We start from the raw sequence: 23,061 nt of genomic DNA on the forward strand, positions 1-23,061 counted from the left end.
GTTAAAAAACCCGGCGCACCGGCCCGGTTCCGCAACACGCAAACCAGGCCTGCGGCGCCAGGCTTCGCCGCCGCAGGATCAAGCCAGCTCTACGCCGCGGTTGGCTAGTTGGTCCGCCCTTTCATTGTATTCATGGCCGGCGTGGCCTTTGACCCAGCGCCATTCCACATGCAGATGACGGTTGCGTTCCGCGTCCAGTTGCTGCCACAGATCGGCGTTTTTCACCGGCTCCTTGGCCGCGGTTTTCCAGCCGCGCGCCTTCCAGCCGTGTATCCATTCGGAAATGCCTTTTTGCACGTATTGGGAGTCGGTATACACCACCACTTTACACGGCCGGTTCAAGGTGGCCAGGCCCTTGATCACCGCCAGCAGTTCCATGCGGTTATTGGTGGTATTGGCCTCGCCGCCGCACAATTCCTTTTCCTTGCCCTTGAAGCGCAATAGCGCGCCCCAGCCGCCCGGCCCCGGATTGCCCTTGCAGGCGCCGTCGGTATACATCTCTACTTTGTCGTCTGTCGTCATGCTGTCTCGTTATTGACGGGGTTCCTGCCCCGCTTGGTCTGTTGTGTCGTAGCCGCGATGGCTGTGATGGCGCTCATTGCCGGCGGCCACCGCCAGGCCGGCCTTGGCCTTGGCCTGTTTCCAACTGGGCAGAATCAGCCGCATGCCGCGCTGACGCTTGACGGCCTCGATGCCGTACACCCCGGCGGCCAGCGGCCACCAGCGATCGCCGGCGCGCTCCATGAAACCGAAACGCAGCACCCAGTCGCAACGGGAAAACGGCGGCGCGTAAGCCATGAAGCCGCCGGCGGCGGGCTCCAGCTCCAGCAGTGTCAGCCAGTCCTTGATGCGCACCAGCGACAGGAAATGGCCGCTCCACGGCACCGCGGCGCGGCCCTGGATCAGCCTGCGCACGCCCCATAGCGATACCGGATTGAAGCCGGTGAGGATCAAACGCCCTTCCGGCATCAACACGCGTTCGGCTTCACGCAGTACCTGGTGCGGCACGGTGGTAAAATCCAGCACATGCGGCATCACCAGCAGGTCCAGGCTGCGGCTTTCAAACGGCAGTTGCTCGGGATTGCAGGCGATGTGCGCCGGCCCGGAGGCGGCGACGCGGCACTGCCATGGGATGCGGTTGGCACGCAGGAAATCCACTTCCGGCAAACCCAGCTGCACCGCGTGGAATCCGAACACGTCGGCGACGGCGCGGTCGAAATAAGCCTGCTCGCGCTCCAGCAGATAGCGACCCAATTCGCTGGAGGTCAGCCAGTCGCTAAACGAATTCTTCATCAAGAGAAGCCTTATGCCAGCCAAATTCACCGTCAGCCCGGTAGGGGCCTTCAGTGACAATTATATCTGGGTTTTACATCATGGCGGCCGCGCTGTCGTGGTTGACCCGGGCGAAGCCGCGCCGGCCATCGCCTTCCTGCAGCGCGAAGGCCTGCAGCTGGAAGCCATCCTGATTACTCACCATCATGCCGACCACATCGGCGGCGTGGCCGAGCTGCTGACACGCTGGCCGCAGGCCGCGGTCTACGGTCCGGCCGACATCGCCGCCGTCAACCATCCGGTGATGGAGGGCGCCAGCGTCGAGCTTTCCTTCGGCACGGCCACGGTGCTGGAGGTTCCGGGGCACACGCTGAACCATCTGGCCTACCTGATAGCCGGCGCGCTGTTCTGCGGCGACACCCTGTTCGGCGCCGGCTGTGGCCGGCTGTTCGAAGGCACGCCGCGGCAGATGCACGACTCACTGAGCAAGCTGGCCGCGCTGCCGGACGCCACCAAGGTGTATCCGGCGCATGAATACACCTTGTCCAATCTGCACTTCGCGCTGACGGTGGACCCCGGCAACCCGGTGCTGGCCATCCGCATGAGCCGGGACCAGAAACTGCGCGAGCAGAATCTGCCCACGCTGCCGTCCACCATGAGCCTGGAACGCGCCAGCAACCCGTTCCTGCGCGCGGACGCGCCGGCGGTGCGGCAAGCCGCGGCGCATTGGAGCGGGCAGCCGCTGCATGACGTTGTCGAGGTGTTTGCTGCGCTGCGGGAATGGAAAAACCGCTTTTAAAACCATGACAATAAGCTGAATCATGATCGCCACTGTAAAAAATAACTGGCACATGACAGTCTGCATGGCCTATATGTCAGCAAAGCGCATGAATTAATTTGGCTTTTTGGTTGACACCCCTATGTTGGCTGTTTAGCATCAGCCGAAATCAGAATTCCGGGCCCGCCAAATGAATCGCTTCACCCCATTGGCACTATCGTTGTCATTTGCTGTTGTGTTTGCCTCTGCCGCGCATGCGGAGAATGGGGCGTTTCGCCAATCCGTCGGCGTGGACGAGGGCCTGGCCGCGGGCCTGGACATGATGCTGCTGAACTCCAGCCTGCTACGCAATGGCGATAATGTTTGGGAACGCGCTCGCGAAGGTTTCCAACTGCCGGAAGTGAATGCCGACATCGTGCGGCGCCAGGAACGCTTTTATGCCAGCAAGCCGGAATATTTCCGCCGCACGCTGGACCGCAGCAGAAAATATCTGTTTCACATCATGAACGAGGTGGAGCGCCGCGGCATGCCCACCGAACTGGCGCTGCTGCCGCTGGTGGAAAGCGCCTTCGTGCCCACCGCCAAGTCCCATGTCGGCGCCGCCGGCCTGTGGCAGTTCATGCCGGCCACCGGCCGCCAGTACGGCCTGGAGCAAACCTGGTGGTACGACGGTCGCCGCGATGTGACCGAAGCCACCCGCGCCGCGCTGGATTATCTGGAAAACCTGTACGCGCAATTCGGCGACTGGAATATCGCGCTGGCCGCCTATAACTGGGGCGAGGGCAATGTTTCCCGCGCCATCGCCCGCCTGCAGGCCAGCGGACAGGAAGTGACTTACGAGAATATCCGCATGCCCAACGAGACGCGAAACTACGCGCCCAAGTTGCTGGCGGTACGCAATATTCTCAATGATCCGGCCAAGTTCGGCGTGCGCCTGGACAAATTCCCCAACAAGCCCTATTTCGTCGCCGTATCCACCGGCAAGCATATGAATATCGACATCGCCGCCAAACTGGCCGGCATGTCCATCAATGAATTCAAGGAACTGAACCCGGCGTTCAATCTGCCGGTGTACGCGCACAAGAACGGCCGGCAGATGCTGATCCCGGCGGCCAAGGCCGACAAGTTCGAGGCCAATCTGGCCAAGTGGGACAAGCCGCTGCTGACCTGGGAGGTTTACACCCCGCCGGCCGACACCAGCGCCAGCCAGATCGCCAGCGAGCACGGCATGAGCGCGGGGCAGCTGCTGGCCGCCAACAATCTGTCCAGCGGCTCGCTGAAAGCCGGCCAGCCCGTGTTGGTGGCGATGAGCAAGGACCAGCGCGACATCCGCCCGCTGGACGCCACCGATACCTCGCTGCCTGAGAGGGGCAACGGCGCCACCCTGCTGGCGCAGGCGGACAGCCCGAAAGCGATGCCGGTGCCCAGCGTCCAACCCGCCGAAGCCAAGCCCGTGCAGGTGGCCCTGGCCAGCCCGGCTCCGGCCGCCGCGCCGCGTCAGGACATCAAGCCGGCGGAAACCGTGGCCGCGGCCCCGGCCGCAATCAGCGCCGATGCCGACGGCAACTACACCGTGACCGCCGGCGATACGCTGTACAGCATCGCCCGCCGCTTCGATATTGGCCTGGACGACTTGAAAACCGTCAACGGTATGGACTCCAACATCGTCAAAGTGGGCCAGGTGCTCAACATCAACAAGCCCATAGACAAAGGCGTCAGCGTAACGCTGCTGGCCGACAACAGCCGCGCCAACGCGCAGCAGGACGCCTTGCTGAAGGTCAGCGGCCTGCAGACCAGTCAGCGCGCCACCGGCAGCGTGCCGGCGGAATACGTGGTGCAGCGCGGCGACACGCTGTTCAGCATCGCCCGCCGCTTCGGCGTCAACCACAACGATATCCAGCGCTGGAACGACTCCCGCCAACTGACCCGCTTGCAACCGGGGCAGAAAGTGCGCATCCAGGGCCTATAAACGCATCGGCACACAGAAAAAGCCAGGGCGAGCCCTGGCTTTTTTCTTGTCCGCCGCTAGCGGCTGCGCCCCTGGCTGGCGCTGCTCAGCCAGTGCCAAACCAGCAGCAAAATGCCACGGCTGGGCGGCGGCACTTGCATCAGCAGGGGCAGCAGTTCCGCCAGATCCGCGCGCAGATGCTCGCTGGCGAGGTTGAACTCCGCCGCCAGCCAATGGCAATACGATGGCTTGTCCAGCGCCAGCGGACTCAGCGCCGCGTCCAGCGGCTCCGCCAGCAGCGCCGGCTGATTGAAGCGCATGCCATGCGCCGCCCGCATCAAGACCCGAACGATGGCGCGGCGCTGTTCCGCGCCATCGCTGAGCGCCGGCGTGGCCTGCGCCACCTCGCCCATCCGGTCCAGCAAGCTGCACAAGGAGCGCTGGCGCCGTTGGATCGCGTCGAAACGCGCGGCCGGCAGGCCGGATTCCTGCACCGCAGCCGCCACCAGCGCGCGCATACGTATCAGCCTGCCGTTGAAGCGTTCCAGCGCCACGCCGGCGTCCACCTCGCGGCGCCGCGCGATCTTGCTGTACAGCGCCGCCGCTTCGCGCAGATTGTCCGCCAGCAGGAAACGCCAGCTGTCTATCGCCCGCAGCGGAAACAGGCCGGCGGCGGCCAGCCCCAGCAACGAGCCGGCCAGCACATTGAAGCCGCGCCACAGCGCCGCTTCCACCGGTTCATTGCCCAGGCCGGCCACGATCACCATGGTCAGGCCCACCAGCAAGGCCAGGTATTCGCCCTTGCCCAATGCGAACCAGGCGCTGAGCATCACCAGCGCCGTCATCCATGCATAGCAGGACAACGGCGAATGGCGATACAGGGCCATCGCCACCAGGCCCGCGGCCGCGCCCAGCAAGGAGCCGCCCATGCGCTGCAAGGCCTTGCGCCTCACTCCGCCCCAATGCGGCACACTGCCCAGCACGATCAGAATGGTCACCAGCATCCAGCTGCCGTGCGGGATGGTGAGCAACAGGTTCAGCGCCAGTCCGACCCAGAACGCCGCGGCCACGCGCAGCACATGCGCCTGCCGCGCGTACAGGTTCAGGTAATAAGGCGTCAGCAATATCCGCCACGATGTCAGCCGACTCGCATTCATCCGCGTCTACTCCATGGACTTGCTGTCCAGCCAGATTGTCACCGGGCCGTCATTGACCAGCGCCACCTGCATATCGGCACCGAACACCCCGGTTGGCACTGGCTTGCCCAGGGCTTGCGCCATCGCGGCGACGAATTGATCGAACAGCGGTTTGGACTGCTCCGGCCGCGCGGCCCGCGAGTACGACGGCCGGTTCCCCTTCTTGGTGCTGGCGAACAGGGTGAACTGGCTGACCGCCAGCACCTCGCCGCCGCAATCCAGCACCGAACGGTTCATCACCCCGGCCTCGTCATTGAAAATACGCAGTTGGCTGAGCTTGCGCGTCAACCAGACGATATCCTCCGGCCCGTCCGCTTCTTCCACGCCCACCAGCAACAGCAAGCCCGCGCCGATCTCGCCGCGCACCGCGCCCTCCACCGTGACCGATGCCTGCCGCACCCTTTGCACCAATACCCTCATGCCGTCTCCTTGCCGGAAAAATGAATTCAAATGCAGACTTGCATTCTAGGGCCAAGCCCGCCGCTGGTCACGAGGCGGGCCAAGCCGGGCTCAGTCCAGTACAATGGAGCTTGCTCAATAAGGATTCGCCTCATGCTGATGGTCATCTCGCCAGCCAAGACGCTGGACTTCGACACCCCCGCCGCCACTGATCAATACACTCAACCGGATTTTCTGGATCACAGCGCCGAGCTGATCCAGACGCTGCGCGCCAAGAGCCCGCTGGAAATCGGCAAGCTGATGAGCATCAGCGACGCGCTGGCGCAGTTGAACGTGGGCCGCTACCATGACTGGCAAGCGCCGTTCAGCCCGGCAAACGCCAAGCAGGCGGTGCTGGCGTTCAAGGGCGATGTCTACGAAGGCCTGAACGCCGCCAGCCTGGAGCCGGGCCAGTTGAGCTATTTGCAAAGCCATTTGCGCATCTTGTCCGGCCTCTACGGCACGCTGCGGCCGCTGGACCTGATGCAGCCCTACCGGCTGGAGATGGGCACCCGGCTGAACACTTCCCGCGGCAAAAACCTGTATGAGTTCTGGGGCGACACCGTGACTCACGCGCTGAACGCGGTGCTGGAGCAAAGAAAAGACCCGGTGCTGGTGAACCTGGCCTCTGAGGAGTACTTCAAGGCGGTGAAGCCGGCCAAGCTCAACGCCAGCCTGATCACCCCGGTATTCCAGGACCGCAAGAACGGCCAGTACAAAATCATCAGCTTCTACGCCAAGCGCGCGCGCGGCATGATGGCGCGCTGGGCCGCGCTGCATCAGGTCAGCCAACCGGAACAGCTCAAGCACTTCGACAGCGCCGGCTATGCCTTCGATGCGGCGGCCTCCAGCGAGCTCAGCTGGGTGTTCCGCCGCGATCTGCCCTGAACTTGAACTAGGCGGAGATGGCGTTGACCAACGCCTCTCCCCGCTCAAAAGCGCCGGCATTGCCCAAGGTGGTGTCGGCGATATTCATCAGCGCCTCGCGCGTCAGAAAACCCTGGTGCGAAGTCACCAGCACATTGGGAAAGGTCAGCAGCCGCGCCAACTGATCGTCCTGCAGCCCGCTTTCCGACAGATTCTCGAAAAACACGCCCTCTTCCATCTCGTACACGTCCAGGCCCACGCCGGACAAGCGACCAGCCTTCAAGGCCTCCAGCAGCGCCGCGGTATCGACCAGGCCGCCGCGGCTGGTATTGATCAACACCGCGCCCGGTTTCATCCGCGCCAGCGTATCGCGATTGACCAGGTGCCGGCTGTCCGCCGTCAGCGGCAGATGCAGGCTGATCACGTCCGCCTGGCTCCAGATTTCGTCCAAGGACACGAACTCGCAGCCCAGGCTCGCCGCCAACCCGGCATTGGGATACAGATCATAGGCCAGCACCCGCATGCCAAAGCCGCGGGCGATGGCCATCGTGGCCTGGCCGATGCGGCCGGCGCCCAACACCCCCATGGTCTTGCCGTGAAGATCGAAGCCCACCAGTCCATCCAGAGAAAAATCCATCTCCCGCACCCGGGTGTAGGACTTGTGAATACGGCGCACCACCGCCAACAGTAAAGCAAAGGCATGTTCAGCCACCGCGTGCGGAGAATAGGCTGGCACCCGGGTCACCGCGATGCCGTGCTGGCGGCAAGCCGCTAGATCCACACCGTTGTAGCCGGCGCAGCGCAGCGTCACCAGCTTCACACCCTCAGCAGCCAGCTTCGCCACCACCATGGCGTCCAATCTGTCGTTGACGAAGGGGCACACCGCGTCGAACCCCTGGGCCAGACCCACGGTGTCCAGGTTCAAGCGCGGCTCGAAAAACTGCAACTGATGGCCGTGCTTGCCATTGGCGGCCTGAAGCGCGTGGCGGTCGTAATTCTTGGTGTCAAAAACGGCAATACGCATGCTGCGGCTCCTGAATGCGATGGATGAAACCACTATAAGTCAGCGCCGCACCGACCCAGAAGCGGAACATGCAATCCGGACCATTAAACCTGGCGGCGGCCTCAGCTCAGCCAGTCATCGCCTTGCTCGATGTTGCGGCAAACCCACGGGTTTAGCGGTAAATGCACACTTTCACCAACTGATGCGTCTCAATTCAGAGCAACGCAATCGGAAAAATTATTCTATAGACATAAAACGGGTCACTGGATTTTCATCATCCGGACCTAAAATACAAATGTATGAAAATGTTCATACTATCAAATAAGAATTAACTTGCTAATGACATTTCCAACCCAAGCTCACCCCGCCACTGCCGCGACCCAACCTCAGATCACCATTCCCACCGTTACCCTCCCCGCTTCTGAAGCTTGCGATTTCGGAAACTGCAAATAAGCGTAGCTAAATCAAATGGAATGCCCTACCTACAGCGCTTCAAACGATTTCCACCGCTTTTGCCATTGTCTCCGCCACCGCTCTCACCTTGACCTTTCACCAGCAGCGCCTCGCCGCTGGATGAATAGCTCCAGTTATTGATCCCCACCATAGAAAGGCCCGAAGCATTAAGCATAGCCTTAAAACCCCATTATCATTTAGAGACTTAGTCGTTGGACCATTGCTCCGCACACAGGCTTAAGCCTTCCATTTTAAGTGACAAAAATCACTACTCAGACAAGCCACCCCCAGGGGATACGATAGGATTTTACTTGGCGGAAATCATTGATTCCAGCTTAGAAAAGGATAGGAATCAAGTGCAGGGATTTATATACAGCGAACCAAAAAATGCGAAAAGAATAAATTAAAAAATAAATAATTAAATGAAAACATAAATTCAGTCGATATATAGCCAAAAAACTTTACACCGGGATTCAGCAAAAAAACTGCACTAATAGACAGTTACAAGCCGTAACCGGCCAGCAGTAATGTTCAAACATTAATCAAAATTATCGTCGCCCTTATTTTAATGCGGTATCAAAAAGGCGGAGCCACACCCCCTGAGCGCAGGCAGTAAAGTCAAAAATCGCAGATAAGATTTATTCTTCTGGGCAATTCCAAAACCCACGCAGAAGTCAAAAACAACATAAGTAATTGAAAAAAACTTACTCTTGAATTTAGATGCTAATAAACATGCACTTTGAACGTAGACCGGCCCGCGTTCATCAGCTCTATCAGGGGTCGTGCCACATGCATAGACATACAACTTCTTTTTCTCATAAAAATCCATGCAGTGCCCCATTGCAAACAGACGAGAGTAGGTGTATTTCAGTTCTGAAAAACTTAAAAACGAAACTAAAATTTAATTTATCAAACTTAAATTCAAAGGCAAAAGCCATGACTAAAGCGAGTATCTATATAGTCATTTTTTTAGCAATACGTACCCCTACCGTATATGCAAACAATGATGACAATTCGGGGGCTCAGACAATGGAAGGTGGGCTCATTTCTTCGCCGATTGAATCACACAACGACGAAGAATATGAAGCCATCTCACCCATGCCAAGAAAAACCATACCGCCTGACTTTCCCAAGTGGCAGAACGTCTATGCGTATTGGCGAAAATGGACTGCACCTGACTTGCACGGCGTAAGCGTGTTGGAGTTGGCATTAAAAAAATCAGGTTGGCGCGGCCCGAGAGAAACTGGGGCGGAACGCCTCAAGCACGCTCTTGATCGTGGACGCGCAGAGCGTGAAGAACACTGATACAGCAGGGTTAAAAGGCTACGACGCGGGTAAGAAGATATCAGGCATCAAACGCCATATCGTAGTGGATACCCAGGGCTTACCGCACGCGGTAGCAGTGACTACAGCGGAGGTGACTGATCGCAAAGGAGCCCTCAAAGCGCTAGCGCGCTGCCAGAGTGGGCTCAAGCGGGTGCAAAGCCTGCTGTGCGACAGCGGCTACGTGGGCCAGCCCTTCGCGCAGGGAGTGCGGGAGATTCTGGGCGGGTATGTGACGGTACAGATTGCCAAGAGAAGCGAGTTGCATACGTTCAAGGTGATGCCCAAACGATGGATTGTTGAGCGCAGCTTCGCATGGTTGGAAAAGAGCAGAAGACTGTGGAAGAACTGCGAGCGGAAGCTGAATACCAGCTTGCAGTTCATCCACTTGGCTTTCCTGGCTCTATTGCTCCGGAGATCGTAAACAGGCTCTTAGAGGTGGCTCTAGTATCAGAGCAAGCAGAGGTGCGAACGATACTGCATGACATGTTCGGACCGGTGTGGATCGTCAGAGACGAAAATGGCAAACGGTGGGCAGAAATGCAAAAAGCCACCGGTCCGGTGGCTAACTTGCTTACTACTATATAACTGGTTGCGGGGGCAGGATTTGAACCTACGACCTTCGGGTTATGAGCCCGACGAGCTACCAGACTGCTCCACCCCGCGCCTGATCTGTCTGCCGTGTTTCGTGCAGAGGAGCGAACTATACCCTGTGGGATTCATGCCGTCAAGCCGTTTTAGAAAAAACCACTCTGCCTCGAAAATACTGTTCGAACAAAGATGATTCATATTTATTAACAGTTGATCCGAGCCGCCACATACCTGATCAACAAAGACCGTCTAAAGTGAACTCAAGGTCAGCGCAGTTGTTCTCCCCGAGCAACTGCGGCCCGAGAAGTCAGCCGCCTGTCTGCCAACAGGCTCTGCCGATGCGGGCGCGATCTTGTGCATTTTGGAAGACATTGCCGCTGTGGCTTCGACTGCCAGCGAAGCCGCACACCAAGCAGCCGTGTCTTTCCTCCTAAGTGTTCATCACGGAACTTCGGGCCGCTTATGCGGCCCCTTTTTTTTTGTCCAAAGCCAAACAAGTTCAAGAAGCGGCCAAGGCCGCTTCGGCGGCACGGCGCATCCGGCGCCGGTACAGCAAGGTCATCAAGCACAAGGCGCCCATCACGCCATAGCTGATGAAGGGCGCCACCAACAGCACTCGCTCCACTTTCCAGATCCAGGCCATGTAAACGCGAGCGCCCGCCTCCAGGCTCAGGCCCAGCCCCCACCACAAGGTCATCTGCCGTATGGCTCCGCGGAAGCCATCCAAGCCCCACAAACGCTCGAAACGTTCACGCCCCTGCGCCGACTCCCGAGCCAGGGTCGCGCGCGCCAGATAAAACACCAGCGGCCGTCCAATCAGCAAAGACGCGAGGAAAGCGCAGCCTATCAGGCCCGTGACCAAGGACTCGCGCAGCAGCAGCAAGCGCGCATCGCCGCCTAGCAGCATTGCCAGCAGAGACAAGGCAATGCCCAGCAACACCAGCAGGCTCAGCGCATCCACGCGCCGGAAGCGCAGCAACTCGGCCATGCTCCATAATATCGGCGGCAATGCCGAAAACATCAGCGCGCCGGCTTCACCCCAGCGCGGCTCGCCATAGCGGTAGCATAGCCAGGGCAGCAGGAAATTGATGATGATTTCCAGTATCAGTTTTGCTCGTTGCGGCACGTTTGCTCTCGCCATCAAATGCGAACAGCATGAACAATTTGCATTGAAACGTCAACTGGTGTGACTTGAGTTTTTTGCAAGGATCAATCGAGGCTGGGCGCAAAAACAAAGCCCCGCATTTTGCGGGGCTTCATCTGTAATCTGCGCAATGGAATGGACAAACGCAGGGGGATGGCATCAGGCGGCAGCCTGGATGAAGGCATTGGCCGGATAAAGCGCGCTGGCAAGGCCCAAGGCGGACTTGAAGGTGACTTCGAACATCTTGCCCACCTGTCGGATGCTGACTACTTCGTAATGCATGGTGGAACCACTGTCCTTGTGCTCAAGGATTTTGTAGCCGGGTTTCAGTTGAGAAATTTTCATGATGGTTCATTCCTTTTTCTTGTTTTTGGGTTGTTTAAAATTCATTTCATCTAGAGACATACCATATTTTCAGAAGTTCCGCCAGCTGCCCGAGAATGTGTCGCATTTGACTTGCGATGACTGTAACAGTCGCAGATGACAGCCCGGTGAAGGTTTCGGGGCCGCGAAATGACGCGGCCCCTGCATGCCAATATGACAGCAGGGGCCGTGGGACCCAACTAGCAAAAAGAACAGTCGGGATTAGGAACTAAGGCTCAACCTATGCGCATGCCGGGCTTGGCGCCCTGGTCCGCGTCCAGCAGGAACAAGCCTTCGCTGTCGTCCTGGCCAGAGGCGCAAACAATCATGCCCTGCGACACGCCGAAGCGCATCTTGCGCTCGGCCAGATTGGCCACCACCACCACATTGCGACCCACCAGTTTTTCCGGCTCTTGGTAGGCCTTGCGGATGCCGGAGAAGATGTTGCGCTTCTCAAAGCCCAGGTCCACGGTGAACTGCAGCAGTTTGTCCGAGCCTTCGACGAAGTTGCACTCCAGCACCTTGCCGATGCGCAGGTCCAGCTTGGCGAAGTCGTCGATCTTGATGGTTTCGGCCAGCGGCTCGTATTGAGCCGCGGCCGGAGTGTCTGCGGTGGCTTGCATATTCTGTTTGTTCGCTTCTATCAGTTTGTCTATCAGGGCCGGGTCGATGCGCTGCATCAAGTGCTGGTAGGCGTTGATCTTCTTGCCCAGCAGCAGGCTGCTGGCATCGCTCCAACCCAGCGGCGTTACGTCGAGGAAGGCTTCCACGCCCTCGGCCAGCTTGGGCAGCACCGGCTTCAGGTAGATGGTGAGCAGGCGGAAGGCGTTGATCAACACGGTGCAGACTTCCTGCAGACGCGCGTCCTGGCCTTCCTGCTTGGCCAGTTCCCACGGCTTGTTGGCATCCACGTAGGCGTTGACCACGTCGGCCAGCGCCATGATGTCGCGCAGCGCCTTGGCGTATTCACGCGCCTCGAAGGCGGCGGCCAGTTCATCGGCGGCGGCTTGCAGCTTGGCAAGGATGTCGCCGTCGCTGACCTGGCTGGCCAGCATGCCGTCAAAACGCTTGGCGATGAAGCCGGCGGAGCGGCTGGCGATGTTGACGAACTTGCCCACCAGGTCGGAATTCACCCGTGCAACGAAGTCGTTCAGGTTGAGGTCGATGTCTTCGATGCGGCCGTTGAGCTTGGCGGCGATGTAATAGCGCATCCATTCCGGATTCAGGCCGCAATCCAGATAGCTCTTGGCCTGGATGAAGGTGCCGCGCGACTTGGACATCTTCTGTCCATCCACGGTGAGGAAGCCGTGGGCGAACACGCCGGTGGGCGCGCGCAGACCGGAGTAGTTCAGCATCGCCGGCCAGAACAATGCGTGGAAGTACAGGATGTCCTTGCCGATGAAGTGGTACATCTCGGCCTGGCTACCCTTGCCGAACCACTCGTCGAAATTCAGGCCGCTGCGCTCGCACAGGTTCTTGAAGCTGGCCATGTAGCCGATGGGCGCATCCAGCCACACATAGAAATACTTGCCCGGCGCGCCCGGAATCTCGAAACCGAAGTACGGCGCGTCGCGGCTGATATCCCAGTCCTGCAGGCCGCCGGAGATCCATTCGTTCATCTTGTTCAGCGATTCCGGCTGCAAGTGCGGCTGGGTCACGCCATCGGCGCGCACGCTGCTGCCGCCGGTCCACTGCTTGAGGAAGTCGGCGCATTCGCCCAGGCGGAAGAAATAGTGCTCGGAGGTTTTCAGTACCGGCTTGGCGCCGGACACCGCCGAGTACGGGTTCTTCAGTTCGGTGGGGTTGTAAGTGGCACCACAGACTTCACAGTTGTCGCCGTATTGATCCTTGGCGCTGCACTTGGGGCATTCGCCCTTGACGAAGCGGTCCGGCAGGAACATCTGCTTTTCCGGGTCAAACAGCTGCTCGATGGTGCGGCAGGCAATCTTGTCGTCGGCTTTCAGTGCCAGATACACCTGCTCCGCCAGCGCCTTGTTTTCCGGGCTGTTGGTGCTGTAGTAGTTGTCGTGGCCGATCAGGAAGCCCTGGGAATCCGCCAGGTGCAGTTCGCGCACGCTGTCCACCAGCTGTTCCGGGGTGATGCCCTGTTTTTCCGCCGCCAGCATGATGGGGGCGCCGTGGGTGTCGTCGGCGCAGACGTAATAGCATTCGTGGCCGCGCATCTTCTGGAAGCGCACCCAGATATCGGTCTGAATCTGTTCCAGCATGTGACCCAGATGCAGCCCCGCGTTGGCGTAAGGCAGTGCGCTGGTCACCAGAATCTTGCGTTTGCTCATTAGGATTGTTCCAAAGGTGCGATCTGAAACGATCGATTATAGAGGCAGTCGCCCCCGGCGGTCACGGCGGATATCCGGGAAACCACGACCATCATGACAAAGCCCGGCCGCATCCGCGGGCCGGGCTTTGTCCGCGCAGCGGGCTCCGGGATCAAGAACCCTGGCCGGCCAGCTCCGCTTGCTTGGTTTCTGCCTGCTGCGCGCGCTCCAGCATCGCCCAGCGCACGGTGCGGCGCGCCACTTGCACATAGGCCAGGGAGAAGGCCAGCGACAGGCAGGCGAAACCGAGCATGCCAGCCTGCTGGTAAGCGATGCGGAACATCTCCACGCCCAGCGCGTAACCGGCCATGGACAACATGCTCATGCTGGCCGATACCGTGCCCTTGCCGGCGGAGTCGCAGGACATCAGCGCGAAGCGGTACAGCACGCCGAAGGCCAGGCCTTCGCCGAAAGCCATCAGCGTCATGCCGGCCACCATGAAGTACTGCGGGTGCGCGGACCACAGCACGCCGGACAGCATCAGACTCAGGCCAAGCACGATGGGCCACATGCCGATCAGCGCGGAACGGCCCAGCGGCCAGCGCCCCGCCACCAGCACCAGCGCCAGATTGCCGGCGATCAGGCCGCCGAATACCGGCAGCTGCATCAGGCCATACTCCAGCGCGCTCATGTGCAGATCATGCACCAGCAAGACCGGCGACATGGCGATCCAGCCCATCAGCGGCAACGCCAGCAACGGGATGCACAACGCGGACAGCACAAAGCGGCCGTTGCCGAACACTTTCAGATAATCGCGGCCCATCCGCGCCAGCGGCAGCTTCTCGTGACTGGGCTGGGTGGTTTCCGGCATTTTCCACAGCAGGCCCAACAGCGCCAGGAAGGACAGCACGGCGATCAGCAGGAAGCTGGTGCGCCACGGAGCCAGCTCCATCAGCGCGGCGCCGGCCAGCGGGCCGGCCAGCGGCGCGATCAGCGCCACATTGGCCATCAGCGCGGTAACCTTGACCGCGGCTTTTTCTTCAAACGCTTCCTGCACCGCGGCGTAGCCGACGGCATTGATGAAGCACAAGCCTATGCCCTGCAGCAGGCGCAACGCGATGAAGGCCTCGATGGAGCTGACCAGGTAGGTGGCCAGGCAGGACACGGTGAAGTAAGCGACGCCAAACAACAGCACCGGCCGGCGGCCGATGCGGTCGGACAGGGGTCCGGTCAGCCAGGACAGCAGCGCGCCGCCCAGCAGGAAGGCGGTCATCGATGCCGGCACCCAGGAGGCGTCGACCATGAATTCCTGGGTCACCGCCAGCATCGCCGGCTGCACCATGTCGTTGCAGATGTAGACGGCGAATTCGAACAAGACCAGGGCCAGCGGAAACAATAGATTGGAACGGCTAAGTTTTACGTGTGGAGCGGACATTAGGGAGATGCAGCCTTTCTGAGACCGGCAAGCGGCGCGCTTGCCCATGCGGCCGGACGGACAAGGGCCAAATAAAGCGAAAAGGGGCGCAATTGTACCCGCAGAACGCCGGGCACGCAAAGCAATTTTTGCCACAAACGCAATAAAAACAGCGATTTGCAAGCCAATCACTTCAATTCATCCGACAAGGCCTGCCGGGCGGCGCAGACGCGCGTCACCTCAATGCGCCCTTCCGCCAAGCAGCCCCAGCCTGAAGCAGGCGCGGCTGATAGAAAAACAATCAATAAGCTTATTCTTATTAATATGAGTAAAGATCAGGGAATCTCGGTAAAATCGCCGCTTTTCGCCGTATTCCCCAGCTTGGTCGCGCTTGAACCCCAAGAGCATCGCCCGGCCTGGGTGAAGCTTTTTTTATCAGGATTCCAAGCTCGTCTGACCTCGCTCAAACTGCCGGCGCCATGCCGTCGCTACGCTGAGCCCAGCTCGCCGCCCCTCCCCCAAACCCGTTCCTCAGCTTTGATGCCAAGCCGGCCCGGGCGGCCAGTGAAACCTGACGACAAAACCAAATAGATTAAGGGGTTATCCATGACCTTGACCGTCATCGCCACGCTAGCCGTCACGCTGGCCTTGTTGGCGCTGCTGTGGCAGCAGCAACGCACTCACGTTTCCTTCACCAAGCGGGTCTTCACCGGCCTGGCGCTGGGCGTCGCCTTCGGCGCAGCGCTGCAATGGCTGGCCCAACCCGGCTCGCCGGCGCTGGCCGCCTGCCTGGAGCTGTGCGAAATCATCGGCTCCGGCTATGTGAAGCTGCTGCAGATGATCGTGATCCCGCTGATCATGGTGTCCATCATCGCCGCGCTACTGAAGCTGGAAGGCGGCTCCTCGCTGGGCAAAATCAGCGCCGCCACGCTGGGCGTGCTGCTGTTCACCACCATGCTCGCCGCTGGCGCCGGCATTCTGATGGCCAATCTGTTCGGCCTCAGCGCCGAGGGCCTGACCGCCGGCGCCGCCGAAATGGCGCGCGGCGAATCGCTGGTGAAGAATCTGAGCACGGTGGAGGACTTGTCCTTTAGCAAGCTGGTGCTGGACTTCCTGCCGGCCAACCCCTTCCTGGACATGACCGGCGCGCGCAAGACTTCCACCATCGCGGTGGTGATCTTCTCGGTGCTGATCGGCCTGTCCGCCACCGGCATCGCCCGCAAAAAGCCCGAGCTGTTCGCCAGCTTCAGCCACTTCATCGCCGTGGCCCAGGCCATCGTGATGCGCATGGTGACCCTGGTGCTGCGCCTGACACCCTATGGCGTGTTCGCGCTGATGACCAAGGTGGTGTCCGGTTCCAGCTGGGCCGACATCGTCAACCTGATCAACTTTGTGCTGGCTTCCTATGGCGCGATGCTGCTGATGTTCGCCGTGCACCTGCTGCTGGTGGGCCTGGCCGGCGTCAACCCGCTGCGCTGGACTAAAAAGGTGATTCCGGTGCTGACCTTCGCCTTCACCTCGCGCACCAGCGCCGGTTCTATTCCAATGAACGTGGCCACGCAGAACAAGCTGCTGGGCATTCCGGACGGCATCGCCAACTTCGCGGCCTCCTTTGGCGCCACCATCGGCCAGAACGGCTGCGCCGGCATCTACCCGGCCATGCTGGCGGTGATGATCGCCCCCACCGTGGGCGTCAATCCAATGGACCTGCACTTCATCGTGCCGTTAATCGCCATCATCACCATCAGTTCCTTCGGCGTGGCCGGCGTTGGCGGCGGCGCCACCTTCGCCGCGCTGATCGTGCTGTCCGCGCTGGACTTCCCGGTGGCGCTGGCCGGCCTGCTGATCTCGATCGAGCCCTTGATCGACATGGGCCGCACCGCGCTCAATGTCAGCGGCTCCATCACCGCCGGCACCGTGACCAGCCGCCTGCTGGGCCAGACCGATATGCAGGTGTTCAATAGCGACCGCGAAATCAACCTGGACGAAGAGATGGCTTAACCAGCTGCGCGAGACTTCGCCTTGAAAACCGCCTGGAAATGCCTATTTACAGCCTGTAAATCAAGCATACTAGGCGGTTTTTCCATTAAAGCCGCCAACCACCCCACAATGCGGGCGGAACCCGCCACATGGCGAGTCAATACAATACGGCACAGCAACAAACCGGACGGGAACACACTATGAAAATCGTCATCATCGGCGGCGAAGCCGCCGGCATGAGCGCGGCGGCCAAGGCGCGCCGCAGCGCGCCCCAAGCCGAAATCGACGTCTACGAGATGTCGGAGGTTATTTCCTTCGGCGCTTGCGGCCTGCCCTACTTCGTCGGCGGCGAGTTCGACGATCCCGGCCATATGGCCGAACTCAGCGTTGAAGACTTCGCCAAGCGCAATATCCGCGTGCACACCGGACATCAGGCACTGAGCATAGATACCGCGGCCAAGCGGGTGCGCGTGCGTCGGCTGGTGGACGGCGAAGCCTTCGACGCCACTTACGACAAACTGATGATCGCCACCGGCGCCAGCGAAATCCGCCCGCCGCTGCCGGGCCTGGATTTGCCGGGCGTGCACACGCTGCGGGTGATGGAGGACGGCCTGGCGCTGCGCGCGGCCGCGGCCCGCGACGAGGTACGCGAGGTCGCCATCATCGGCGCCGGCTTCATCGGCCTGGAATTGGCCGAAGCCATGGTCCACCTGGGCAAGCGCGTGCGGCTGATCCAGTTGGCGGAACGGGTGATGCCGGACGCCTTCGACGCCGAAATCACCAGCCTGATGGAGCAAGAGCTGCGCGAACACGGCGTGGCCTTGCACCTGTCCGAGGCCGTCACCGCGCTGCGCGGCGACGGCGCGGTGCAAAGCGTGCTCACCGAGCGCGGCGAATACCCGGCCGATCTGGTGGTGCTGAGCATAGGCATCCGCCCCAACACCGCCTTCGCCGCCGACGCCGGCCTGCAGCGGCTGGGCAACGGCGCCATCGTGGTCAATGCCTATGGCGAAACCAGCCTGCCGGACATCTACGCCGCCGGCGACTGCGCCGCCGCGCCGCATCAGTTGACCGGCGAGCCGGTCTATGTGGCGCTGGCCACCGGAGCCAACAAGCTGGGCCGGCTGGTGGGCGAGAACCTGGCCGGCGGCCGCCAGGCCTATCCCGGCACCCTGGGCTCCGCCGCGGTGCGCGTCCTGTCCCTGGACGCCGCGCGCACCGGCCTGTCCGAAGCGCAGGCGCGCGCCGCTGGCTTCGATTGCCAGAGCGTGCTGGTCAAGGACAAGAACCACACCAACTACGTGCCGGGCCAAGCGGAAGTCCACGTCAAGCTCTGCTACGAAACCGGCAGCCAGCGCTTGCTGGGCGCGCAGATGATAGGCCGCAACGGCGATGTGGTGCATAGGCTGGACGCGCTGGCGGTGGCCATCGCCAAGGGCGTCAGCGCGCGCGAGCTGGGCATGATGGACTTCTGCTACGCGCCGCCGTTCGCCCGCACCTGGGACGTGCTCAACGTCGCCGGCAACGTGGTCAAATAAACGCTACCGGCAAAAATGCTCGAAACCTGTTGGTCTCGAGCGTTTTTCCCTCCCGACCACGCCTGCCCTCCCCGCCCGCGCCGATGCCAGCGCGGGCAAGTTGGGGTAAACTGCCGGACAGCCAAAGATTCAACGGATGTCCTCCCCATGCTCTCCAAACTCACCCGCCTTTTCCAGTCTTCAACGGGAACCGAAAACAGTATGTCACTCAGCGATGCGCAAGTGCTGGAAGCCGTGTCCAGCCTGATCGACGACAACACCGGCAAACCCTTCGTCGCCGCCAAGGCGGTGAAAAACATCAAGATCAGCGATGCAGAACTGTCGCTGGACGTGGTGTTGGCCTATCCGGCCAACAGCCAGCACGAATCCGTCCGCCAGCGCTTCGAGGCCGCGCTGGCGCCGCTGGCCGAGCAACGCAAGCTTAGCGTGCGCGTGGGCAGCCTGATCACCAGCCACTCCGCCCAACGCGGCGTGCCGCTGCTTTCCGGCGTCAAGAACGTGATCGCCGTTGCCTCCGGCAAGGGCGGCGTCGGCAAATCCACCACCGCGGCCAACCTGGCGCTGGCGCTGTCAGCGGAAGGCGCGCGCGTCGGCATTTTGGACGCCGACATCTATGGCCCATCGCAGCCGCTGATGATGGGCTTGCAGGGTCAGCGCCCGGAAACCCCGGACGGCAAAAGCCTGAAGCCGCTGGAAAGCCACGGCGTGCAGACCATGTCCATCGGTTATCTGGTGGACGCGGACCAGGCCATGGTCTGGCGCGGCCCCATGGTCAGCCAGGCGCTGCAACAGCTGCTCAACGACACCCGCTGGGATAATCTGGATTACCTGGTGATCGACATGCCGCCGGGCACCGGCGACATCCAGCTGACGCTGTCGCAAAAAGTGCCGGTCACCGGCGCCGTCATCGTCACCACGCCGCAGGACATCGCGCTGCTGGACGCGCGCAAGGGCGTCACCATGTTCCAGAAAGTGGGCATTCCCATCCTGGGCATGGTGGAAAACATGGCCATCCACATCTGCTCCAACTGCGGCCACGCCGAACACATCTTCGGGGAAGGCGGCGCGGCTCGGATGGCGGCGGACTTCGGCGTCGAAGTGCTGGGCTCGCTGCCGCTGGACATGGGCATCCGCCTGGCGGCGGACAGCGGCACGCCCACGGTGGCGGCCGACCCCGACGGCCAAGTGGCGGACCTGTACAAGGCCATCGCCCGTAAAGTGGCGGTGAAGGTGGGCGAAAAGGCCCAGGACTTCTCCGGCAAATTTCCCAAGATCGTCATCCAGAACAACTGACCCACGCATCATGATCGCGATGTTCGACTCCGGCCTCGGCGGCCTTTCGGTATGGAAGGCCGTCCGCGCCGCGCTGCCCGGCTGGGGCATCACCTATCTGGCCGATCAGGCCTACTGCCCCTACGGCCAACGCAGCCACAGCGACATCGCCGCGCGCAGCGTCAGAATGGGCCGCTACCTGCAAGAACAGGGCGCCACCTTGCTGGTGGTGGCCTGCAACACCGCCACCACCGCCGGCATCGCCGCCATGCGCCGCGAACTCAGCATTCCCGTGGTGGGCATAGAACCGGCGATCAAGCCGGCGGCGGCCATGAGCCGCACCGGCCGCATCGCGGTGCTGGCCACCCAGGCCACGCTGCAAAGCGAGCGGGTGCGCAAGCTGCTGGATACTCACGCCGGCCATGTTGAAGTGCTGCGCCGCGTTGGTGAAGGCTGGGTGGAACAAGTGGAAGCAGGAGAGCTGGACAGCCCGCGCACCCGCGAACGGGTGGCCGCGGTCGTGCGCCCGCTGCTGGAAGAGAACATCGACCACATCGCGCTGGGCTGTACCCATTATCCCTTCCTGGAACCGCTGATCCGCGAACTGACCGGCGACGGCATCGCGCTGTACGACCCAGCCGAAGCCATCGCCCGGCGCGTGGTATCGCTGCTGCCGGGCACGCCCCCCGCCGCCACGCCGGCCTATCGCTTCATCACCACCGACGCCGACGCCAGCGGCATGCGCCGCATCCTGCCCTTGCTGATCGGCGCTGATTACCCGGTTGAATCCCTGCCCCTGGAGTGAAACTCTATGCTTCCACGTCTCTCGCGCCTGTTGGCGCTGGCCTGTCTGATCACCGCGCCCGCCGCCTGGGCGCTGCCGCAATGCTCGCTGGTGGCCGCCCAGGTCAATCAGCAGGCCGGCAATCGGCTGAATCAGAACGAACTGAGCACCGTATTGAGCCAGCTTGGCAAGACCGGCCAACTGCCGCCGCAGTTCATCACCAAGCGCCAGGCCAAGAACGCCGGCTGGCAACCCGGCCGCAGTCTGTGGAGCGTGCCGGGCCTCAATGGCAAATCGATAGGTGGCGACCGCTTCGGCAATTACGAGAAACGCCTGCCCAAAGGCCAATGGCAGGAAGCCGACCTGAACTATAAAGGAGGCAAGCGTGGCGCCTACCGCATCGTTTACGCCCGCGGCGGCCAGCGTTTCGTCAGCGTGGACCACTACAACCGCTTCATCGAGGTGCCGTCATGTCAGTGAGAGTTTGCGAATTGCACCACATCAAGAGCCTGGATCAATTGTTCGATGAGCTGATCCGCCAGCTCAGGCTGCCGGCCCACTTCGGCCGCAATTTGGACGCGCTGTACGACTGCCTGGCCAATGACGTGCAAGGCGCTTACGAAATCGTCTGGCGCGAAACCGAGGAAGCGCGCAAGGCGCTGGGCGTGGACCTCTACGCCACCATCCTGGAGATACTGGAGACCGTGGCCGAGGAGCGCGGCGACGTCACGCTGGACATCCACCACTAAGCACCATTCCATCGCCGCCGGCTCCCTGCCGGCGGTTCGCATTCCGACGGCAAGCGCATTGGCATCACCCGTCGCGATACACACTCGTCTACGAATTTCAATACTCGAAATACGACAAAGACAAGCGTTCGCTAATTCACTATAATCCCACCCCTAAATAGGTCAACAACTGTCCTACAACTGGCAGTAACGCCAATAAAATCAATAAACAAGAATGTAGGCTAATCACTACATCGGCAAGCTTGACACACAAAGCGGCTGCCCTCCACCCCCGGGCCGGCCCCGGCATTGTTTCATTCCGAACATGTCTTGTTGTTATCAAAACGCGCTTAAATAAAGGTAGGAACTTCTCAATGCAGTCGAAAAAACTCACAGGGCTGATCCTGATCGGCCTGGTGCTGGGCATCATCACCGGCTACCTCTACCGCGAGAACGCCGCCAGCGAAGCCGATATCAAGGCCTTCGCCAGCAACATCTCCATCCTGACCGACATCTTCCTGCGCCTGATCAAGATGATCATCGCGCCCTTGGTGGTGTCCACCCTGATCGTGGGTATCGCCAAGATGGGCGACGCCAAGACCGTGGGTCGCATCGGCGGCAAAACCATGTTGTGGTTCATCAGCGCATCCTTGATGTCCCTGACCTTGGGCCTGATCATGGTCAACCTGCTCAAGCCGGGCATGGCGCTCAATCTGCCGCTGCCGGACAGCCACGCCACCAGCGGCATCCAGGCCGGCGCGCTGTCGGTGAAGGACTTCGTCACCCACGCCATCCCCAAGAGCGTGTTTGAAGCGATGGCCACCAACGAGATTCTGCAGATCGTGGTGTTCTCGGTGTTCTTCGGCTGCGCGATGGCTGCTTTGGGCGACCGCGCCAAGCTGCTGATCGACACCATAGACGTGGTGGCCCACGTGATGCTGAAAGTGACCAGCTACGTGATGCTGTTCGCGCCGCTGGCGGTATTCGGCGCCATCGCCGCCACCGTGGCCAAGGAAGGCCTGAGCATCCTCGCCACCTACGGCAAGTTCATGGCCGAGTTCTACTTGTCCATTGGCATCCTGTGGGGCCTGCTGATCCTGGCTGGCGGCCTGTTCATCGGCACGCGCGTACTCAAGCTGATGGGCATGATGCGCGAACCGCTGCTGCTGTCCTTCACTACCGCCAGCTCCGAAGCCGCCTACCCGAAGACCCTGGAACAGCTGGAGCGCTTCGGCTGCTCCAACAAGATCGCCAGCTTCGTACTGCCTATGGGCTACTCCTTCAACCTGGACGGCTCGATGATGTACTGCACCTTCGCGGTCATCTTCATCGCCCAGGCTTACGGCATCGACCTGACGCTGGCCCAGGAAATCTCCATGCTGCTGATCCTGATGCTCACCTCCAAGGGCATGGCCGGCGTGCCGCGCGCCTCGCTGGTGGTGATCGCCGCCACCCTGGCCCAGTTCAACATTCCGGAAGCCGGCCTGCTGCTGTTGCTGGGCATCGACCACTTCCTGGACATGGGCCGCTCCGCCACCAATGTAGTGGGCAACTCCATCGCCACCGCGGTGGTGGCCAAGTGGGAAGGCGAGCTGAAAAAGCACTGAGCAAAGCCTGTTCCGTTCCATGCGCCGCCCTCCGGGCGGCGTTTTTTATGGCTAGCTGCGACAAGGCTATTGACAGGCAAACCCGC

The 23,061-nt window shown here is 61.1% G+C and carries 19 protein-coding genes, 1 tRNA gene and 1 pseudogene; 11 read left to right on the forward strand and 10 right to left on the reverse strand.

What is annotated here, in order from left to right:
• Nucleotides 1-78 precede the first annotated feature (78 nt).
• Nucleotides 79-522: a ribonuclease HI gene (rnhA, locus tag VI26_RS11580; protein ID WP_048409904.1), complete on the reverse strand. Its 444-nt coding sequence runs from the start codon at nt 520-522 to the stop codon at nt 79-81.
• A gap of 9 nt (nt 523-531) precedes the next feature.
• A complete protein-coding gene (locus tag VI26_RS11585) occupies nt 532-1,293 on the reverse strand; it encodes a class I SAM-dependent methyltransferase (protein WP_048409905.1) in 762 nt (253 codons plus the stop codon).
• A gap of 13 nt (nt 1,294-1,306) precedes the next feature.
• On the opposite strand from VI26_RS11585, the gene gloB reads away from it, so the two are divergent.
• Both gloB and VI26_RS11595 read left to right on the forward strand, forming a co-directional pair.
• Nucleotides 1,307-2,071 carry a hydroxyacylglutathione hydrolase gene (gene gloB / locus VI26_RS11590; RefSeq protein WP_048409906.1) on the forward strand — a complete coding sequence of 255 codons (765 nt, stop codon included), beginning with the start codon at nt 1,307-1,309 and terminating at the stop codon, nt 2,069-2,071.
• A gap of 268 nt (nt 2,072-2,339) precedes the next feature.
• Nucleotides 2,340-4,019: a LysM peptidoglycan-binding domain-containing protein gene (locus tag VI26_RS11595; RefSeq protein ID WP_231581006.1), complete on the forward strand. Its 1,680-nt coding sequence runs from the start codon at nt 2,340-2,342 to the stop codon at nt 4,017-4,019.
• A gap of 56 nt (nt 4,020-4,075) precedes the next feature.
• Here the strand turns inward: VI26_RS11595 and VI26_RS11600 are convergent, their stop codons facing one another.
• Both VI26_RS11600 and dtd read right to left on the reverse strand, forming a co-directional pair.
• The gene (locus tag VI26_RS11600; RefSeq protein WP_082151019.1) at nt 4,076-5,155 is read right to left on the reverse strand and encodes an FUSC family protein; all 1,080 of its coding nucleotides are present in this window, start codon (nt 5,153-5,155) and stop codon (nt 4,076-4,078) included.
• Between the two features lie 6 nt (nt 5,156-5,161).
• Nucleotides 5,162-5,614, reverse strand: a complete 453-nt coding sequence (gene dtd, locus VI26_RS11605) for a D-aminoacyl-tRNA deacylase (RefSeq protein WP_048409908.1) — start codon at nt 5,612-5,614, stop codon at nt 5,162-5,164.
• A 132-nt stretch (nt 5,615-5,746) separates the two neighbouring features.
• Between dtd and yaaA the strand changes: the two genes are divergently transcribed.
• Complete coding sequence (gene yaaA, locus VI26_RS11610; RefSeq protein ID WP_048409909.1) at nt 5,747-6,520, forward strand: peroxide stress protein YaaA; 774 nt, start codon at nt 5,747-5,749, stop codon at nt 6,518-6,520.
• 7 nt (nt 6,521-6,527) lie between these two features.
• Here the strand turns inward: yaaA and VI26_RS11615 are convergent, their stop codons facing one another.
• Nucleotides 6,528-7,523, reverse strand: a complete 996-nt coding sequence (locus VI26_RS11615; RefSeq protein WP_048409910.1) for a 2-hydroxyacid dehydrogenase — start codon at nt 7,521-7,523, stop codon at nt 6,528-6,530.
• A 1,539-nt stretch (nt 7,524-9,062) separates the two neighbouring features.
• On the opposite strand from VI26_RS11615, the pseudogene VI26_RS11620 reads away from it, so the two are divergent.
• Nucleotides 9,063-9,702 (forward strand): annotated as a pseudogene (locus tag VI26_RS11620) (IS5 family transposase); the annotation flags it as partial.
• A 165-nt stretch (nt 9,703-9,867) separates the two neighbouring features.
• Here the strand turns inward: VI26_RS11620 and VI26_RS11625 are convergent.
• The 5 genes from VI26_RS11625 to VI26_RS11645 form a co-directional block, all read right to left on the reverse strand.
• A tRNA-Met gene (locus VI26_RS11625) sits at nt 9,868-9,944 on the reverse strand.
• 424 nt (nt 9,945-10,368) lie between these two features.
• Nucleotides 10,369-10,995: a VC0807 family protein gene (locus VI26_RS11630; RefSeq protein WP_197081445.1), complete on the reverse strand. Its 627-nt coding sequence runs from the start codon at nt 10,993-10,995 to the stop codon at nt 10,369-10,371.
• A gap of 177 nt (nt 10,996-11,172) precedes the next feature.
• On the reverse strand, nt 11,173-11,358 hold the full coding sequence (locus VI26_RS11635) for a hypothetical protein (RefSeq protein ID WP_019103612.1): 186 nt from the start codon (nt 11,356-11,358) through the stop codon (nt 11,173-11,175).
• A gap of 254 nt (nt 11,359-11,612) precedes the next feature.
• Nucleotides 11,613-13,673 carry a methionine--tRNA ligase gene (metG, locus tag VI26_RS11640; RefSeq protein WP_048409912.1) on the reverse strand — a complete coding sequence of 687 codons (2,061 nt, stop codon included), beginning with the start codon at nt 13,671-13,673 and terminating at the stop codon, nt 11,613-11,615.
• 151 nt (nt 13,674-13,824) lie between these two features.
• The gene (locus VI26_RS11645) at nt 13,825-15,087 is read right to left on the reverse strand and encodes an MFS transporter (RefSeq protein ID WP_048409913.1); all 1,263 of its coding nucleotides are present in this window, start codon (nt 15,085-15,087) and stop codon (nt 13,825-13,827) included.
• A 585-nt stretch (nt 15,088-15,672) separates the two neighbouring features.
• Here VI26_RS11645 and VI26_RS11650 point away from each other — a divergent pair.
• From VI26_RS11650 to VI26_RS11680, 7 genes are all read left to right on the forward strand, one after another.
• On the forward strand, nt 15,673-17,067 hold the full coding sequence (locus VI26_RS11650) for an L-cystine transporter (RefSeq protein WP_048409914.1): 1,395 nt from the start codon (nt 15,673-15,675) through the stop codon (nt 17,065-17,067).
• Between the two features lie 179 nt (nt 17,068-17,246).
• A complete protein-coding gene (locus VI26_RS11655) occupies nt 17,247-18,584 on the forward strand; it encodes a CoA-disulfide reductase (RefSeq protein ID WP_048409915.1) in 1,338 nt (445 codons plus the stop codon).
• Nucleotides 18,585-18,785: 201 nt separating this feature from the next.
• The gene (gene apbC, locus VI26_RS11660) at nt 18,786-19,877 is read left to right on the forward strand and encodes an iron-sulfur cluster carrier protein ApbC (protein ID WP_048409916.1); all 1,092 of its coding nucleotides are present in this window, start codon (nt 18,786-18,788) and stop codon (nt 19,875-19,877) included.
• 10 nt (nt 19,878-19,887) lie between these two features.
• Nucleotides 19,888-20,661, forward strand: coding sequence for a glutamate racemase (gene murI, locus VI26_RS11665; protein ID WP_048409917.1), 774 nt, complete (start codon nt 19,888-19,890; stop codon nt 20,659-20,661).
• A gap of 6 nt (nt 20,662-20,667) precedes the next feature.
• Complete coding sequence (locus tag VI26_RS11670) at nt 20,668-21,120, forward strand: ribonuclease domain-containing protein (RefSeq protein WP_048409918.1); 453 nt, start codon at nt 20,668-20,670, stop codon at nt 21,118-21,120.
• Entirely contained in the window at nt 21,111-21,389 is a 279-nt protein-coding gene (locus VI26_RS11675) for a barstar family protein (protein ID WP_048409919.1), read from the forward strand. Before VI26_RS11670 ends, VI26_RS11675 begins: the two co-directional genes overlap by 10 nt.
• Nucleotides 21,390-21,742: 353 nt before the next feature.
• On the forward strand, nt 21,743-22,975 hold the full coding sequence (locus VI26_RS11680; protein ID WP_048409920.1) for a dicarboxylate/amino acid:cation symporter: 1,233 nt from the start codon (nt 21,743-21,745) through the stop codon (nt 22,973-22,975).
• Nucleotides 22,976-23,061 lie beyond the last annotated feature (86 nt).

The organism is Chromobacterium sp. LK1, from assembly GCF_001043555.1.
Classification (GTDB): domain Bacteria; phylum Pseudomonadota; class Gammaproteobacteria; order Burkholderiales; family Chromobacteriaceae; genus Chromobacterium; species Chromobacterium aquaticum.